Raw genomic sequence first — 17,385 nt, 5'->3', positions numbered from 1 at the left:
GGGTTCCACTGACAAGCATGATCCGGCGGGGCACGGAGCACCAACGCAGTGCCGTCACGGAGCGGCGGCGTCACGAGCGGGGCGCGAGTACGAGGGCCAAGGTCGTGCCGTCCGTCTGCCACACCATGGCGCGGCGTCCCCCGCCGAGCAGGGGTGGCCACAGGCTCAGGATCGGGACGCGCCGCGCGGCGGCGCCGAAGATGCCGCTCCTGTCCGCCTTGACCGCGGCTTCCTTGAGCGCCCAGGCACCGGCCCAGGCGCCGGGCCGATCGCCGGGGCGGTCCGTGGTGATGGCGCGCCGGTCCCGGGGCGAGAGGACGTGGTCCGCGACGCGGCGCACCGTCTCGGCCGAGGCCGCATCGCACAGGTCCACACCGACCGGCCCCGGCGCCAGGGCCGCGGCGACGTGCCGGGCGGTGTGGCTGAGGGAGAGGTGCAGGGCGGCTGCGGGGCCGCCGCCGACGAGGACGCGGGGGCTGCCGTCGCCGCGCGGGAGCACCTCCACGTCGTGCGCCGGGACCGCGAGGAACGCGGCGACCAGGCATTTGGCGAGCAGTCGGCCGGCCAGCCATTCGGCCCGGCGCCGGGATGCCAGGCCGTCGGCCACGCGCTGTTCGGCCGGTGAGAGGAGCGGTGTCCGGCGCAGGTCCTCGCGCCGGGCCACGACGACGCCGGCGCCGCCCCACCGGAGGGGGCGGCCCGGCGCGATCGGCCGGAAGGCGGTGCCCTCCGTCACGACGGTGCCGATGGTGTCCGTGGCGTCCATGATCGTGGGCTCACGCGGCCCGGGCCGGGGACAGGAGCCCCAGCTGCCGCTCCAGCACGGCCACGGCGCCTCGGATCTGCTCGGGCGTGTGGTCGTGGGTGAGGAAGAAGCGCAACCGGGCCATGTCCTCGGGGACGGCGGGATGGAGGATGGGATTGACGCTGATGCCCTCTTCGAAGAGGGCCTGCGCCAACCTCAGGGTCCGCAGGGAGTCCCCGACGATGCAGGGCACGATCGGGGTGTCGTGGCTGTCCCCGATGCTGATGCCGGCCTCGCGGGCGAGGCCGACGAACTGCGCGGCGTTCGCCGCGAGGCGGCCCACCCGCTGCGGCTCGCGGCGCAGCAACCGCAGCGCGGTCAGCGAGGCCGCCGTGTCCGCCGGGGTCATCCCGGCGCTGTAGACGAAGCCGGGAGCGGTGTACCGCAGGTAGTCGATGACCGGGCCGGTCCCCGCGACGTAGCCGCCGCAGCTCGCCAGGGCCTTGGACAGGGTGCCCGACCACAGGTCGACGGCCGAGCGGTCGACGTCGAAGTGCTCGCCGATGCCGCGCCCCGTCGCCCCGATCGTCCCGATGCTGTGCGCCTCGTCGATCATCAGCAGTGCGCCGTGTTCGCGCTTGACCTCGACGAGCGCGGGCAGGTCGGCGATGTCGCCGTCCATGCTGTACACGCCCTCGACGACGATCAGCACCCGTCGGAACTGGTGGCGCACCTGCCGGAGGAGGGCGTCCAGGGCGGCGGCGTCGTCGTGGGGGAACGGCCGCCGGGTCGCGCCCGAGAGCGTGCAGCCCTGCAGGATGCTGTCGTGGGCGAGGGCGTCGTGGACGACGAGGTCACCGGGGCCGACGAGGTGCCCGATCACGGTCACGTTGGTGGCGTGGCCGTTGGCCAGGGTGATCGAGTCCTCGCATCCGAGCAGGTCGGCGAGCTCCGCTTCGAGCTCCAGGTGGAGCGGCCGACTGCCGGACAGCAGCCGGCTGGCGGACACCGACGTGCCGAAGCGGGCGATCGCCTCCCGAGCCGCTTCGTGGACCTGCGGGTGCGTGGCCAGCCCCAGGTAGTTGTAGCTGGAGAACGAGAGCAGTTCCCGGCCGCCGACGACGGTCGTGTCCGTCATGCCGCCCTCGTGGACGAGGAAGTACGGGTTGGCCAGGCCCGACCGGGCCAGGAGGGCGACGCGCTCGCCGTGGGCGGCCACCTCCGGGAAGCACTCGATCCGGGTGTGCTCCGCGGGTGCGAGTGTGGGGGGCCCGTCGTCCTGCGCCGCGCGCTGTTCGGGGACGGGGACGGGGACGGGGACCGGGACCGGGACCGGGACGGGGGTCGGGACGGCCGCCGGTGCGGCGACCTCGGCGGGGCCCGCGATCAGCGCGGCGATCCCACCGATGGTCGGCCGGTCGGCCACCCCTTCGTCGAAGCACCACCCGGGCCACTGCCGCTGCAGGGAGGTGAACAGGTCGGTGAGCATCAACGAGTCGAAACCGAGCTCGTCGATCAGCAGCTGGTCGTCGCGCAGGTGACCCACGGGGAAGGCGCTGATCCGGGCCACCTGGGCGGTCACCGCCTCCCTGACCTCCCGCCGGGCCGGGGCACGGAGGGCGGGCGGGTCCACGGGGGCGGGAGGCGCCGCCGGAGCGGGGGCGGCCGCGCGAGTCGGGGCGGGAGCGGGAGCCGAAGGGGCGGGAGCGGGAGCCGAAGCGGTAGCGGTGTCCCGCCGCGCGGGCCCCCGGTCGGCGAACCAGTAGGACCGGGTGTCGAGCCGCGCCACCGGCAGGTCCAGCAGCACGCGCTCCTCCTGGGGAACCAGCGCGCGCGGGTCGACCGGCACGCCCAGGACGGCGAGCCGGGCGAGGGCCAGGACGAAGGACCGCCCGGCGTCCGGCGCCTCCGCGTCGACGGGGACGACGTGCACGTCGCCGTGACCGGCGAGGTTGCGGCGTACGGACGTCAGCAGCGAGCTGCCGCCGGCCACCTGGAGGAAGACGCGGGCCCCTTGCGCGTACGTCGTGCGGACGGCGTCGCTGAAGCGCACCGGTACGGACGCGTGCCGGGTCCACAGCCGGCGCAGCAGGTCGGGATCTTCGCAGACCTCCGCGTTCACGCAGGACACGAAGGTCAGGAGGGGGCTGCTGATGCGGCGGCCGGCGAGGTCCGCGCGGACGCTCTCCTCGGCCGACTCCAGCCGCGGCGAGTGGAAGGCGTGGGACACCTCCAGCGACGCCGTGACCACCCCGGCCTCGGCACAGGCCCGCCGCAGGGCCGCGAGCCCTTCGACCGTGCCGCTGACCACGATCTGGCGCGGTTGGTTGAAGCAGGCGAGCCACACGTCCTCGATGCCGGCGACGAGCCGGCGGCAGGTCTCCTCGTCGCTCTGTACGGCGAGCATCCCGCCCTGGAAGCCGCTCTCGGCCCGCCGGACGGCCGCGCCCCGGCGCACCAGCAGCCGGACGGCGTCCACGGGGGTGAGCGCTCCGGCCGCCGCGGCCGCGGCGAACTCCCCGACGCTGTGGCCGAGGGTGAGGTCGGGGGTGACGCCGCAGTCGGCGAGGACCCGGGTGGCGGCGATCTGGACGCTGCCGAGCAGCGGCTGGCACACCTCCGTGTCGGTGAGCCGCCGCATGCGCTCCGCGGCGTCGTGGGCCGTCGCGGTCCCGCCGTACAGCAGCTCCGCGAGGTCGACGCCGATGTCCCGGCGGGCCACGGCGCCGAGGACGCCGACCGCCGACCGGAAGGCCGGGAACCGCTCGTGGAGGTCGCGCATCATGCCCGGTCGCTGGCTGCCCTGACCGGGGTAGAGGAAGGCGACGCGACGCTGGGCGGCCGGGAGCGGCGCGTCGGCGGCGAAGGCGCCGTCGCCGAGGTCGCCGCGGGCGCCGGCGAGGAGCTGTTCGCGGGCCTCGCGCAGCCGCCGCAGGAACCCGTCGGTGTCGGTGGCCACGATCGCCAGCCGCGCGGTCAGGGGCCTGCGGGCGGCGAGGGTGTGGGCCACGGCCGCCAGCGGCGCACGGTCCGCCGTGTCGAGTGCGTCGAGTACGTCGCCGATGTGCTGGACCAGCAGGTCGGGGCTGCCGGCGGAGAGGAGGACGAGCTGGGGGTCCGGGACCCGGGCAGCGTCCGGGCTGCCGGTGTCCGCGGTGGCTGTGGTGTCGGCGGTGCCGGTGGTGTCGGCGTGCTCGGGGCGGGGGACGGGGGCCGGGACGGTCCGCTGTTCTTCCAGGACCACGTGGACGTTCGTACCGCCGAAGCCGAAGGAGCTGACGGCGGCCCGCCGCGGGGCGCCCGTACGCGGAAAGGGACGGGCGGTGTCGGCGAAGCGCAGGCCGGCGGCGGATATGCCCAGGTCCGGGTGGGGGACGGTGTCCGGCTGCGGCACGATCGTGCGGTGGTGGACGACCAGGGCCGTCTTGATCAGCCCCGCGATGCCCGCCGCGGCCAGGGAGTGCCCGATGAGGGCCTTGCCCGAAGCGAGGTAGCAGAGCCCCGGGTCGTCGTCGGGGTACTCGGTGCGCAGGCGGCGCAGTGCCTCGGCCTCGGCCCGGTCGCCCGCGGCAGTGCCGGTGCCGTGCGCTTCGAGGAAGCCCACGGAGGAGGGCGCGACGCCCGCGTCGGCGTAGGCCCGGCGCATGGCGCGCAGCTGGCCCTCGGGAGTCGGGACCAGGGGGCCGGGGGACGCCCCGTCGTTGGCGGTGCCGATGCCCTTGATCACCGCGTACACCCGGTCGCCCGCGGCGAGCGCGTCGGCGAGCGGACGCAGGACGACGACCCCGGCTCCCTCGCCGAGGACGAAGCCGTCGGCCCGCTCGTCGAAGGGGCGGCACACCCCGGTGGCGGAGAGCGCGCGGAGCCGGGAGAAGCCGACCAGGCTGTCGGGCGTGAGGTTGAGGTACACCCCGCCCACGAGGGCGGTCGAGCAGGTGCCCCGGCGCAGGTGGGCCATCGCCTGGTCGAGCGCGACCAACGAGCCGGAACAGGCCGCGTCGACGGCGAAGCTGGGGCCGCCGAGGTCGAAGTGCCGGCTGACCGAGCCGGACGCCATGTTCAGCAGGCTTCCGGGCAGGGTGAAGGCCTCGACGACGCCGAGCCGTCGGGCCTGCTCCTGGAGGGCATCGAGGGCGTCGAGGGCGTCGAGGGTGTCTGGGGCATGGTCGGCGTCGGGGGAGCCGCCCGCCGCCCGGGCCTCGTCGGCCAGGGTGATGGCACGCATGTGGCCCGTCATGAGGTCCTTGTAGTCGGACACCGACAGACCGAAGAAGACCCCGGTGTTCTCCCGGTCGAAGTCGCCGCGGCCCAGCCCGGCGTCGTCGAGCGCCTCGCGCGTGACGCCGAGCATCAGCCGGTGCTGCGGGTCCATGGCCCGGGCGCGTGCGGGGGGCACCCCGAAGTGCAGGGCGTCGAAGCGGTCCACGTCGTCGAGGAAGGCGACCTGGTCGGTGTACGCCGCGTTGGGCACCGACGGGTCACCGGGCGCGTGGAAGACCTCGTGGTTCCAACGCTCCCTCGGGACCGTGGAGAACTGCCGCTCCCCGCTCAGCAGCAGCTCCCAGTACGCCCGGACGTCCGGGGCGGAGGGAAAGCGGCAGCCGATTCCGATGATGGCGATGTCAGTCATGGGAGCTTCCTTCGGGGCGGTGGCGCACGACGGGTGGTTTCCCACCGTGCCCGCAGCCGCTCCGCGGCCCCAGCCCCGGCTATTCGTCACTTGACAGGGCGCCGGCGTCCGTGCCCAGGCGCCGCCGGGTGCGCTCCTCGTGGAGCAGGCGCCCCACGAGCGCGCCGCCGTAGACGACGAAGCCGACGCCGACGAGCCAGGACTGGACGACCAGCAGGGTGCCGAAGGGGCCGTAGGTGACGGCGTTCGAAGCGATGAGGGGGGAGAAGACCAGCTGGGAGAAGATCCGCAGCCCCAGGAGGCCCAGGCTGGTGGCGACGGCTCCGGGCAGCAGGGCCGGCCAGCGGACCCGGCCACCGAGCAGCACCCGTTGCGAGACCCAGAAGAAGACGCAGGTGCCGAACAGGTCGCCCGCCGTGCCCAGGACCGTCCCGATCGCGTCGTCGGAGGGGGCGGGGATGAGGACGAGCAGGGCGATGTAGACCACCAGCAGGGCCAGCCACACGACGTGCCGCCACATTGTGTGCCAGCGGGCCGTCGGCAGGTCCCAGACCTTCTCGTAGCCGGTCTGTACGGCCGAGCCGAAGGTCAGGCCGAAGACCGCCAGGGCCGCGAGGCCGAAGGCGGTGGTGCGCTCCAGCGCCTGGTTCTCCGCCCCGAAGAGGACCTCGACCCGGGCCCGGGAGGCCGCGGTCACCCCGAGGGCCTGCGCGAGCCAGCGGCCGAACCCCTCACCGCTGCCGGGCGCGGCCGCCGCCACGACGATCAGCAGGGGTACCAGGGTGAGGAACCCGAGGGCGGCGAAGCCCATCGCCCGGTGCATCAGCTCCATCTCCCGGCCACGGCTCCAGGCCAGCCCGGCGGAGGACGCCAAGAGCCGGTCGTGGAGCTGCCGGAGGGACGGGGGCACGCACCATGCCCTACCCGCGCGTGCCCGTCGCTTCCCAGGTGTGGCCGGTAAATGCGCCCGAAGGGGTGGTTTTAGGGCGTGTTTCGAAAGTAGCGCCGGGCGCCCGGAGGGCGCGGCTCGCGGCGTCTGGTGCCGTGCATCGCAAGGCGGAGGGGCGCCCGCCTACTGGACGTAATCGGGCGTTCCGACAACGCCGCGAGGTGCGGTACCAGGCGTCGCGAGCCAGGCGGGACTTTCGAAACACGCCCTAGCCCCCCGAAGGCGTGTCGCCACGGCCGCGGAGGTCCACGATGCGCTGGAGCTTGCCGACCGAGCGCTCCAGGGTGTGCGGGTCCACCACCTCGACGCCTACGGAGACCCCGACGCCCTCCTTGACCGCCCGGGTCACCGCGGCCGCCGCCCCCTCGCGCTCGGCGGTCGTGGCCTCCGGGCGGGCCTCGACGCGCACGGTCAGGGCGTCCATCCGGCCCTCGCGGGTCAGGCGGAGCTGGAAGTGCGGGGCCAGCGCGGCCGCGGACGTGCGCAGGATGACCTCCTCGATCTGCGTCGGGTAGAGGTTGACCCCGCGCAGGATGATCATGTCGTCGCTGCGACCCGTCACCTTCTCCATCCGCCGGAAGGCGGGGCGCGCGGTGCCGGGCAGCAGGCGGGTGAGGTCCCGGGTGCGGTAGCGGATCACCGGCATGGCCTCCTTCGTGAGGGAGGTGAACACCAGCTCCCCGGGCTCGCCGTCCGGCAGCACCTCGCCGGTGAAGGGGTCGACCACCTCCGGCAGGAAGTGGTCCTCCCAGATGTGCAGCCCGTCCTTGGTCTCGGCGAACTCCTGTGCGACCCCGGGGCCGATGACCTCCGACAGTCCGTAGATGTCGACGGCGTCGATGTCGAGGCGCTCCTCGATCTCCCGGCGCATCTCCTCGGTCCAGGGTTCCGCGCCGAATATCCCGGTCCGCAGGGAGGTGGAGCGGGGGTCGATGCCCTGGCGCTCCATCTCGTCGAGCAGGGTCAGCATGTACGACGGGGTCACCATGATGACCTCGGGGCGGAAGTCCTGGATCAGTCGGACCTGGCGGTCGGTCATCCCGCCGGACGCGGGCACGACCGTACAGCCCAGGCGCTCGGCGCCGTAGTGCGCACCGAGGCCGCCGGTGAACAGTCCGTAGCCGTAGGCGACGTGCACCACCTGGCCGGGGCGGCCGCCCGCCGCGCGGATCGAGCGGGCGACCACCTCGGCCCAGGTGTCGAGGTCGCGCTCGGTGTAGCCGACGACGGTCGGCGTCCCGGTCGTCCCGCTGGAGGCGTGCAGTCTGCGCACCTCGGAGCGGGGGACGGCGAACATCCCGAAGGGGTAGTTGTCGCGCAGGTCGGCCTTGGTGGTGAAGGGGAACCGGGCCAGGTCGGCGAGCGAGCGGCAATCCTCGGGGCGCAGTCCGGCCTTGTCGAAGGCCTGCCGGTAGAAGGGGACGTTCTCGTAGGCGCGGTGCAGGGTCGCGCGCAGACGGGACAGCTGCAGCTCCGCCAGGGCGTCCGGAGCGAGCCCTTCGCTGTGGTCCTCGAAAGCGGAATTCGCCGACCTAGCGGCAGTGGAGGAAGCAGCCATCTCGTCACCCCGTTGTGAGCCAACCGACCGATCATTCGGTAGCCTGCCGGAGCGGGCGGCGGAAATCAATGACTCGAACGAGTGATCGCCTGTTCGGATCCACGGCGGGGCGCCCGTCGGACGGTCGGCTCCCGCGCGGCCGTACGCCCGGCGGCGTACCGTCGAAGGACGTGGAGGAGCCGCAGGAGCCGGCCCGCCGAAGGGAGGCCGTGGCGATGTCCGACGTCGACCCCGCCGTCTCGGTGCGGCTCGGAGCCTCCGGCGCCCGGCGCCTGGTCGGGCTGCTGGCCGAAGTGTCCCGGCTGCTGGAGGACCCCGGACCGCTGCGCCTGACCGACGAACAGGCCGCCTCGCTGGGCCAGGGCATCGACCGCCAGGAACTCGCGCACTGGAGCCGGGCCCTGGCCGCGGAACTCCGGGTCGACCTGCGACCATGACCATGACTACGGCCATGACCACGGCCATGATTACGGCCATGACTGTGCGGCCGGGTGTTGCGGAGAGGCTGGTGCGCTGGTGGGGGAGGTGGCCGTCGAAGGCTTCGACGCGTCGCGTGGTGCGCGGTTGGCGGCCTACGGCGCCGTCTCCACCTCGCTGGGGTTGTGCGGCGATCACGAACTGCGCGACCTCGTCGATACGGCCGCGCCGTTGGGCGCCGGCATCGGTGGGACCTCGGCGCTGCTGGAGGTCGACGGAACGCCGGTCTTCGTCAAGCGGCTGCCGCTGACCGATCTGGAGAGGCGGCCGGAGAACGTCCGATCCACGGCGAACCTCTTCGGGCTGCCCGCCTTCTGCCACCCCGGCCTCGGGGTTCCCGGAAGCCCCGGATGGGGAGCCTGGCGGGAGTTGGCCGTGCACACCATGACGACGAACTGGGTGCTCGCACAGGACCACGAGGGCTTTCCGCTGATGTACCACTGGCGGGTGCTGCCGCACCATGGGCAGGCGCTGCCCGCGGAACTGGCCGACGTGGAGCGGACCGTCGCCTACTGGGGAGGCGGAGCGCCAGTGCGCCACCGGATCGAGGCGCTGCGGGACTCCACGGCGAGCGTCGCGCTGTTCCTGGAGTACATCCCGCGGAACCTGCACGACTGGCTGGGCGTTCAGGTCGAGGCCGACGAGGAGAGCGCCGAGCGGGCATGCGCCATGGTGGCGAGGGAGCTTGAGGCCGGCACCTCATTCATGAACGCCCGTGGCCTCCTGCATCTCGACGGCCACTTCCAGAACGTCCTCACCGACGGCGAGCGTCTGTTCTTCACGGACTACGGCCTGGCGCTCTCCTCCCGCTTCGACCTGTCGAAGGAGGAGGTCGAATTCTTCGCCGAGCACCAGAGCTATGACCGCTGCTACACCGTCACCCACCTCGTGCAGTGGCTCGTCACCGCCCTGTACGGGTACGAGCGGGACGAGCGGGTCGCCTTCGTGCGCGCCTGCGCCCGGGGGGAACCCCCGACGGGGATCCCGTCGCGGATCGCGGCGATCCTCACGCGCCACGCCCCGGTCGCCGCGGTGATGACGGACTACTACCGCGCCTTCCGTTTCGAGAGCAGGCGGACCCCGTATCCCTGGGAGGCGCTCCGCCGGATCACCTGACGGACGGATCGCCGGATTGCCGAAGCGCCTGCGGTACGGGAGTCCACCCGACGGCCGCGCTACGCCTGTGCCCGCCCCCGCGCCTCGGAGGTCACCGCCTCGGAGGCCACCGCCTTGGCCCACCGGTAGTCCGCCTTGCCGCTCGGCGAGCGCTGGATGTTCGGCGCGATGACCAGCTGGCGCGGGATCTTGTAGCCGGCGAGCTTCGTGCGGCAGTGGCTCTGGATCTCCTCCAGCGTCGGGTCGGCCGCGCCCGCGCGGACCTGGACCACCGCGGCCACGTGGTTGCCCCACTTCGCGTCCGCGACCCCCGCCACCAGGGCGTCGTACACGTCCGGATGGGACTTGAGGGCCTGCTCGACCTCCTCCGGATAGACCTTCTCGCCCCCGGTGTTGATGCACTGCGAGCCGCGCCCGAGGATCGTGACGATGCCGTCCTCGTCGACCGTGGCCATGTCCCCGAGCAGCACCCAGCGCTCCGTGCCCTTCTGGAAGAAGGTCTCCGCCGATTTGACGGGGTCGTTGTAGTAGCCGAGCGGTACGTACCCGCGCTGGGCGAGCCGTCCCGGTTCGCCCACCGCCACCGGCTCGTGCGTCACCGGATCCACCACCTGCGTACGGTCGTTGACCTCCAGCCGGAACCCCTTCTCCGGCCCGGAGTCATTGGTCGCGCGACCGTTCGAACCGGACTCGGACGAACCGAAGTTGTTCAACAACATGACGTGCGGGGCCAGTTCCTGGAACTCGGCGCGCACCGTCTCCGACATGATCGCCCCGGAGGAGGAGACGCTGAACAGGGAGGACAGGTCGGCGCCCTGCAACGGCCCGCGCAGCGCGTCGATGAGCGGCCGGAGCATCGCGTCGCCGACCAGGGAGACGCTGGAGACCTTCTCCTTCGCGATCGTGCGGATCACGTCCTCGGGCGTGTACTTGCGGTGGATGGCCACCCGCTGGCCGTAGTTGAAGGCCACGAACGAGGTCAGCGTCGACGTGCCGTGCATCAGCGGGGGAGCGGGGAAGAAGGTGAGCCCGGGGCTGTTCTTCGCGACGCGCTCGGCGAGTTCCTCCGGCCGCCGCACCGGCTGGCCCGAGGGCTCGCCGCCGAACAGCCCGGCGAAGAACAGGTCCTCCTGGCGCCACATCACGCCCTTGGGCATCCCGGTGGTGCCGCCCGTGTAGATGATGAAGAGGTCGTCGGGCGAGCGCGGACCGAAGCCCCGGTCGCTGGAACCGGCCGCCTCCGCCTCGGCGTACGGTACGGCGTCCAGGTGCGGGGCGCCGTCGGGAGCCGTCCCCACCCGGACGAGGTGGCGCAGCTTCTCGGTCTGCGGCAGGGCGCCCGCGACCCGCTCGGTGAACTCGGCGTCGAAGACCAGCGCCGCGAGGTCCGCGTCGCGGTAGAGGTAGACCAGTTCCTCTTCCACGTAGCGGTAGTTGACGTTGACCGGTACGAGGCGCGCCTTGAGCGCGGCGAGGACGGTCTGCAGGTACTCGACGCCGTTGTAGAGGTGAAGGCCCAGGTGCTCGCCGGGCTTCAGGCCGCTGTCCAGCAGGTGGTGCGCGATCCGGTTCGCCGCCGCGTCCAGCTCTCCGTACGTGAGGCGGCGCTCCGCGCCGGTGCCCGGGTGGTCCACGTACACAAGGGCCTCGCGGTCGGGAACCACGTCGACGACCGACTCGAACAGGTCGGCAAGGTTGTACTCCACCGTTCCTCCTGACCCCGGAAAAATCCGCATGACAGAGCCGCGCTGGGCGGCACGGCGGCCATTAGAGCGCCGTGCCTGCCAACTGGGAAGGGCGGCACCCAAGAAAACTGACTGGGTGTCAGAAAACTATTGAACTGCACCCGCCCCTCCTGCAACCTGTTCTAGGTCTTGAGAGGGAGGACGGCAATGGGTGGGACAGAACACCTGACCGTGGAACGGCACGGCGCCACGCTGGTGCTCACCATGAACAGGCCCGAGGCGAAGAACGCGCTCTCGCTGCCGCTTCTGGTCGGCCTGTACGACGGCTGGCTCGAAGCGGACGCGGACGACGAGATCCGGTCGGTCGTCCTGACCGGCGCGGGCGGGGACTTCTGCGCGGGCATGGACCTCAAGGCCCTCGCGGGCAAGGGGATGGCGGGCGACCACTACCGGGACCGGCTGAAGGCCGACCCCGACCTGCACTGGAAGGCGATGCTGCGCCACCACCGCCCCCGCAAGCCGGTCATCGCCGCCGTCGAGGGCTACTGCGTCGCGGGCGGGACGGAGATCCTCCAGGGCACCGACATCCGGGTGGCCGGGGCCGGCGCCACCTTCGGGCTCTTCGAGGTCAAGCGCGGGCTGTTCCCGATCGGCGGGTCGACGGTGCGGCTGCCCCGGCAGATCCCGCGCACCCACGCCCTGGAAATGCTGCTGACCGGGCGGCCGTACGGGGCCGAGGAGGCGGCCAGGATCGGCCTCATCGGGCAGGTGGTGCCCGACGGCACGGCGCTGGAGAAGGCGCTGGAGATCGCCGCGCAGGTCAATGCGTGCGGGCCGCTCGCCGTCGAGGCCGTCAAGGCGTCGGTGTACGAGGCCGCGGAGCTGACCGAGACGGAGGGGCTGGCCGCCGAACTCACCCGGGGCTGGCCCGTCTTCGACACGGCCGATGCGAAGGAAGGCTCCCGTGCCTTCGCCGAGAAGCGACCGCCGGTCTACCGCCGCGCCTGACCCCGCCCCCCGACACGTCGACCCGTCCCGGCGACACACCGAGCCACCCCAGCACCCGCCCCGGCCACCCGACCGATCCGGTACGGGGCCCGACCCGGCCCAGCATCGGGGCCGGTACGGAGCCCGACCCGGCCCGGCGCCCGACCCGGCCCAGCGACCGGGCTGGTACGGAGACCGGGCTGGTCCAGCGACCGGGCTGGCGCGGCGGCCGATCCGGCCCTGCGCCCGACCCGGCCGCCCGACCGATCCGGTCCGGGGCCCGACCCGGCCCAGCACCGGGGCCGGTACGGGGCCTGACCCGGCCCAGCGACCGAGCTGGTACGGAGCCCGGGCTGGTCCAGCGACCGAGCTGGCCCGGCGCCCGAGCTGGCCCGGCGCCCGAGCTGGCCCGGCGCCCGACCCGGTACGGGGCCCGATCCGGTCCAGCGACCGACCCGGCCCGGCGTCGGGGCCGGTCCAGCGGCCGGGGCGGCCCGGCGGCCGATCCGGCCACCCGACCGATCCGGTCCGGGGCCCGACGCGGCCCAGCATCGGGGCCGGCACGGGGCCCGACCCGGGCCAGCGCCCGAGCTGGTACGGAGACCGGGCTGGCCCGGCGGCATACCCGGCCCAGCGCCCGAGCTGGTACGGAGCCCGACCCGGCCCGGGACCGACCTGGCCCGGGACCGACCCGGCCCGGGACCGACCCGGCCCAACGGCCGATCCGGCCCAACGGCCGATCCGGCCGGAGGACCGAGCCGGCGCGGCGAGCGCGCCGGTGCAGCAACGCCCGTACGCAACGGGCCCGTCCGGCAGCGGGCCCGCCCAACGATCGGGGACGGCCGCGCCACGGGTGCGGGGCCCCGAGCGCATCAGGACCCCGGCCCGCACCAGAGCCCAGACCCGCACCAGGACCCCGCCCCGAACCGGGGTACCGGCCGCCCCGCCCCGCCCCCCCGCAGGGGACCGGCACCACCGACCCCGTCCCGGAGAATCGGAGAGCACCCCATGACAGCCGCCCCCACACCGGAAGTGCTGAGCGCTCCCCTCGTCGTCGAGTTCCCCTTCACCCGCTCCCTCGGGCCCGTCCAGAGCGCCTTCCTCACCGGGCTGCGCGAGGGCGTCGTGCTCGGGGTGAGGACCACCGACGGCCGGGTGATGGTGCCGCCCGTCGAGTACGACCCGGTCACCGCCGAGGAGATCCGCGACCTGGTCGAGGTCGGCGCCACCGGGACCGTCACCACCTGGGCCTGGAACGCCGCCCCCCGCCCCCAGCAGCCGCTCGACACCCCCTTCGCCTGGGTTCTCGTCCGGCTCGACGGCGCCGACACCGCCCTGCTGCACGCCCTCGACGCGTCCGGCCCCGAGGCCGTCCACAGCGGGATGCGCGTCCGGATCCGGTGGGCCGCCGAGCGCACCGGGGCCATCACCGACATCGCCTGTTTCGAGCCGTACGACGACGCGGCGCAGGACCCCGCCCCCGGGGCACGACCGCACGACGGCGTCTTCGAGGACGCCGTCACCGGCATCGTCGCCGAGGCCCGCCTCGACTACGTCTACAGCCCCGGCCGCGCCCAGACCGCCTACATCAACGCCCTCGCCGAGCGCCGCACCGTCGGCGAACGCTGCCCCTCCTGCCACAAGGTGTACGTCCCGCCGCGCGGCGCGTGCCCCACCTGCGGCGTCGCGACCACCGAGCGGGTCGAGGTCGGCCCGGCGGGCACCGTCACCACCTACTGCATCGTCAACATCAAGGCCCGCAACCTCGACATCGAGGTCCCGTACGTCTACGCGCACATCGCGCTCGACGGCGCCGGGCTCGCCCTCCACGGCCGGATCGGCGGCATCCCCTACGACCAGGTCCGGATGGGCCTCCGCGTGGAGCCGGTCTGGACCGAGGGCGCCGGCCACCCCGACCACTACCGGCCCACCGGCGAGCCCGACGCCGACTACGACGTGTACAAGGAGCTGATCTGATGGCCCACGCACGCGCGTCCCGCGACGTCGCGGTCGTCGCCTTCGCGCAGAGCGACCACCTGCGCCGCACCGACGAGCTGAGCGAAGTCGAGATGGTCATGCCGGTCCTCCACCAGGTCCTCGCCCAGACCGGGCTGAAGGCCGGGGAGATCGGCTTCACCTGCTCCGGATCCAGCGACTACCTCGCGGGCCGGGCCTTCTCGTTCACCATGACCCTCGACGGCGTCGGCGCCTGGCCGCCGATCTCCGAGTCGCACGTCGAGATGGACGGTGCCTGGGCGCTCTACGAAGCCTGGGTGAAGATCCGTACCGGCGAGGCCGACACCGCGCTCGTCTACTCCTACGGGAAGTCCTCGCCGGGATCCGTGCGCGACGTACTGACCCGCCAGCTCGACCCGTACTACCTCGCCCCCCTCTGGCCCGACTCGGTGGCCCTGGCCGCCCTCCAGGCGCAGGCGCTGATCGACGCGGGCGAGACCGACGAGGCGGCGCTGGCCGCCATCGCGGCCCGCAGCCGGGCGGCCGCCGCCGACAACCCGCACGCCCAGCTCGGTGGCGCCGTACCGCAGGGCGACTACCAGGTCAGGCCGCTGCGCACGGGCGACTGCCCGCCCATCGGCGACGGCGCGGCCGCGGTGATCCTCGCGGCCGGTGACACGGCGCGCGCCCTGTGCGCCCGCCCCGCCTGGATCACCGGCATCGACCACCGCATCGAGGCGCACGGCCTGGGCCTGCGCGACCTCACCGATTCCCCGTCCACCCGGCTCGCGGCCGAGCGCGCGGGGGTCTTCGACGCGCCCGTCGACACCGCGGAGCTGCACGCGCCCTTCACCTCCCAGGAGGTGGTGCTGCGCAAGGCCCTCGGGCTCGGCGACGAGGTGCGCGTCAACCCCTCCGGCGGGGCGCTCGCGGCCAACCCGATGATGGCGGCCGGGCTCATCCGGATCGGCGAGGCCGCCGCCCGGATCCACCGCGGCGCCTCCGACCGGGCCGTCGCGCACGCCACCTCCGGCCCCTGCCTCCAGCAGAACCTGGTCGCCGTCCTGGAAGGGGACCGAGCATGAGCGCAACGGGCAAGGAGCCGGTCGCCGTCGTCGGCATCGGCCAGACCAAGCACGTGGCCGCCCGCCACGACGTCTCCATCGCCGGCCTGGTCCGCGAGGCGGCCGTCCGCGCCCTGGAGGACGCCGGTCTGACCTGGGCGGACATCGACGCCGTCGTCATCGGCAAGGCCCCCGACTTCTTCGAGGGCGTGATGATGCCGGAGCTGTACCTGGCGGACGCCCTGGGAGCGGTCGGCAAACCGATGCTGCGCGTGCACACGGCGGGTTCGGTGGGCGGCTCGACCGCACTGGTCGCGGCGAACCTGATCGCGGCCCGGGTCCACCGCACCGTGCTGACCCTCGCCTTCGAGAAGCAGTCCGAGTCCAACGCCATGTGGGGTCTTTCCCTGCCGGTTCCCTTCCAGCAGCCGCTGCTGGCGGGCGCGGGCGGCTTCTTCGCCCCGCACGTACGGGCGTACATGCGGCGCACCGGCGCGCCCGACACGGTCGGCTCGCTCGTCGCGTACAAGGACCGGCGCAACGCGCTCAAGAACCCCTACGCGCACCTGCACGAGCACGACATCACCCTGGAGAAGGTCCAGGCGTCACCGATGCTGTGGGACCCGATCCGCTACTCCGAGACCTGCCCCTCCTCGGACGGCGCCTGCGCGATGATCCTCACCGACCGGGAGGGCGCGGCCCGTTCGCCGAAACCGCCGGCCTGGGTGCACGGCGGGGCGATGCGCAGCGAGCCCACGCTCTTCGCGGGCAAGGACTTCGTCTCGCCCCAGGCGGGCAAGGACTGCGCGGCCGACGTCTACCGGCAGGCGGGCATCACCGATCCGCGCCGGGAGATCGACGCGGTGGAGATGTACGTGCCCTTCTCCTGGTACGAGCCGATGTGGCTGGAGAACCTCGGCTTCGCCGACGAGGGCGAAGGCTGGAAGCTGACCGAGGCCGGGGTCACCGAGATCGACGGCGACCTCCCGGTCAACCCGTCGGGCGGTGTCCTGTCGACCAACCCCATCGGCGCCTCCGGCATGATCCGTTTCGCGGAGGCCGCCCTCCAAGTGCGGGGACAGGCCGGAGAACACCAGGTGGACGGGGCGCGGCGGGCGATCGGGCACGCCTACGGCGGCGGTGCGCAGTTCTTCGCGATGTGGCTGGTGGGAGCGGAGGAACCGGCCAACTGAGGCACCCGGAGCGGAAATCGGTTTCCGGACAGCGGAGCCGGACGGGACGCGCGGTGACCCACCGCGGCCTGTCCGGCACGCCCGGTGGTGGTTAACCTTGCCCCCGGACGACGTACCGGGAGGAGCACGCACGTGGCCGAGAGCATGACTTCGAAGCCCTACGCCGGCTGGGACAAGCCGGAACTCGATCTCAGCGGGGCGGAGTGGCAGTCGAGCAGCCGGGGAGCCGGTGACGTCCAGATCGCCTTCGTCGAAGGCTTCATCGCGATGCGCAACAGCGGGCGGCCCGAGAGCCCCTCGCTGATCTTCGCGCCGGACGAGTGGCGCAAGTTCGTCCTGAACGCCCGCGGCGGCGATTTCGACCTGACGTAGCCACGGGCGGCGCGTCACCGGGGCGCGTGCCGCCGCCCCGGTGGCGCCGTCCCGTCGATGCCGCGCCGCCGCCCTCCGCACCGCCCTCCGCACCACCGCGACCGAGTCCCGCGCCCCTCCACCAGGGCCGCCGAACCGGTCATAGCGGGAGGAAAGGTAGGGTGCGGGCATGAGTGGAGAGAGCGACCTGAGGAAACTGCTGAGCGGCATGCGCCCCGAGCTGAACGAGGGGCGGTACGTCTTCTGCGCCGTCCCCGGCCCGGCGGCCCCCGCCGGCGTCACCCCGGTGGCCACCGTGCTGGAGTCCGAGGGCCTGACCCTCGTGCTGCGCCAGGAGGAGGCGGACGCCGTCGCACTGGCGTACGACTACGTGGCCGGGTGGATCACCCTGCGCGTCCACTCCGCCCTCGACGCCGTCGGTCTGACCGGAGCCTTCGCCGCGGCCCTCGCCGCGCACGGCCTCAGCTGCAACGTGATCGCCGGGTACCACCACGACCACCTCTTCGTGGCCGTCGAGCGGGCCGCGGAAGCGGTCGCGGTCCTGGAGGCGCTGGCCGCCGAATCGGCTGAATAACGCCGTACGGAAAAGATTTCGATCTTTCCCGAACTGCGGGCTTCCTTCCAGCTCAAGCGGGCGTACGCTGATGCCCCGA

The 17,385-nt window shown here is 73.3% G+C and carries 13 protein-coding genes; 8 read left to right on the top strand and 5 right to left on the bottom strand.

The window, feature by feature from the left end; genetic code table 11:
- Positions 1-70 precede the first annotated feature (70 nt).
- The 4 genes from ACZ4UB_RS04705 to paaK form a co-directional block, all read right to left on the bottom strand.
- On the bottom strand, positions 71-766 hold the full coding sequence (locus ACZ4UB_RS04705; protein ID WP_468068236.1) for a 4'-phosphopantetheinyl transferase family protein: 696 nt from the start codon (positions 764-766) through the stop codon (positions 71-73).
- A 10-nt stretch (positions 767-776) separates the two neighbouring features.
- Complete coding sequence (locus tag ACZ4UB_RS04700; RefSeq protein WP_468068234.1) at positions 777-5,375, bottom strand: type I polyketide synthase; 4,599 nt, start codon at positions 5,373-5,375, stop codon at positions 777-779.
- 79 nt (positions 5,376-5,454) lie between these two features.
- Positions 5,455-6,285: a YhjD/YihY/BrkB family envelope integrity protein gene (locus ACZ4UB_RS04695; RefSeq protein ID WP_468068233.1), complete on the bottom strand. Its 831-nt coding sequence runs from the start codon at positions 6,283-6,285 to the stop codon at positions 5,455-5,457.
- A gap of 247 nt (positions 6,286-6,532) precedes the next feature.
- The gene (paaK, locus tag ACZ4UB_RS04690; protein ID WP_468068231.1) at positions 6,533-7,882 is read right to left on the bottom strand and encodes a phenylacetate--CoA ligase PaaK; all 1,350 of its coding nucleotides are present in this window, start codon (positions 7,880-7,882) and stop codon (positions 6,533-6,535) included.
- A 170-nt stretch (positions 7,883-8,052) separates the two neighbouring features.
- Here paaK and ACZ4UB_RS04685 point away from each other — a divergent pair, with 170 nt between their 5' ends.
- Together ACZ4UB_RS04685 and ACZ4UB_RS04680 are read left to right on the top strand one after the other, a co-directional pair.
- Entirely contained in the window at positions 8,053-8,319 is a 267-nt protein-coding gene (locus ACZ4UB_RS04685) for a hypothetical protein (protein ID WP_468068230.1), read from the top strand.
- 88 nt (positions 8,320-8,407) lie between these two features.
- Entirely contained in the window at positions 8,408-9,475 is a 1,068-nt protein-coding gene (locus ACZ4UB_RS04680; protein ID WP_468068229.1) for a BUD32 family EKC/KEOPS complex subunit, read from the top strand.
- A gap of 59 nt (positions 9,476-9,534) precedes the next feature.
- Here ACZ4UB_RS04680 and ACZ4UB_RS04675 read toward each other — a convergent pair whose 3' ends face one another.
- Complete coding sequence (locus ACZ4UB_RS04675) at positions 9,535-11,181, bottom strand: acyl-CoA synthetase (RefSeq protein ID WP_468068227.1); 1,647 nt, start codon at positions 11,179-11,181, stop codon at positions 9,535-9,537.
- Between the two features lie 186 nt (positions 11,182-11,367).
- Here ACZ4UB_RS04675 and ACZ4UB_RS04670 point away from each other — a divergent pair, with 186 nt between their 5' ends.
- The 6 genes from ACZ4UB_RS04670 to ACZ4UB_RS04645 all read left to right on the top strand — a co-directional run bounded on the left by ACZ4UB_RS04670 (position 11,368) and on the right by ACZ4UB_RS04645 (position 17,306).
- On the top strand, positions 11,368-12,168 hold the full coding sequence (locus ACZ4UB_RS04670; protein ID WP_468068226.1) for a crotonase/enoyl-CoA hydratase family protein: 801 nt from the start codon (positions 11,368-11,370) through the stop codon (positions 12,166-12,168).
- 987 nt (positions 12,169-13,155) lie between these two features.
- Positions 13,156-14,124, top strand: coding sequence for a Zn-ribbon domain-containing OB-fold protein (locus ACZ4UB_RS04665; RefSeq protein ID WP_468068225.1), 969 nt, complete (start codon positions 13,156-13,158; stop codon positions 14,122-14,124).
- Entirely contained in the window at positions 14,124-15,188 is a 1,065-nt protein-coding gene (locus ACZ4UB_RS04660; protein ID WP_468068223.1) for a thiolase domain-containing protein, read from the top strand. Before ACZ4UB_RS04665 ends, ACZ4UB_RS04660 begins: the two co-directional genes overlap by 1 nt.
- Entirely contained in the window at positions 15,185-16,360 is a 1,176-nt protein-coding gene (locus ACZ4UB_RS04655; protein ID WP_468068222.1) for a thiolase domain-containing protein, read from the top strand. The genes ACZ4UB_RS04660 and ACZ4UB_RS04655 overlap by 4 nt, the downstream gene beginning before the upstream one ends.
- 144 nt (positions 16,361-16,504) lie before the next feature.
- Positions 16,505-16,732, top strand: coding sequence for a DUF397 domain-containing protein (locus ACZ4UB_RS04650; protein WP_468068582.1), 228 nt, complete (start codon positions 16,505-16,507; stop codon positions 16,730-16,732).
- Positions 16,733-16,901: 169 nt separating this feature from the next.
- Entirely contained in the window at positions 16,902-17,306 is a 405-nt protein-coding gene (locus ACZ4UB_RS04645) for an ACT domain-containing protein (RefSeq protein WP_468068221.1), read from the top strand.
- Positions 17,307-17,385 lie beyond the last annotated feature (79 nt).

It is taken from the genome of Streptomyces sp. NPDC028419 (assembly GCF_055565515.1).
This window is presented reverse-complemented; position numbering and strand designations above follow the sequence as displayed.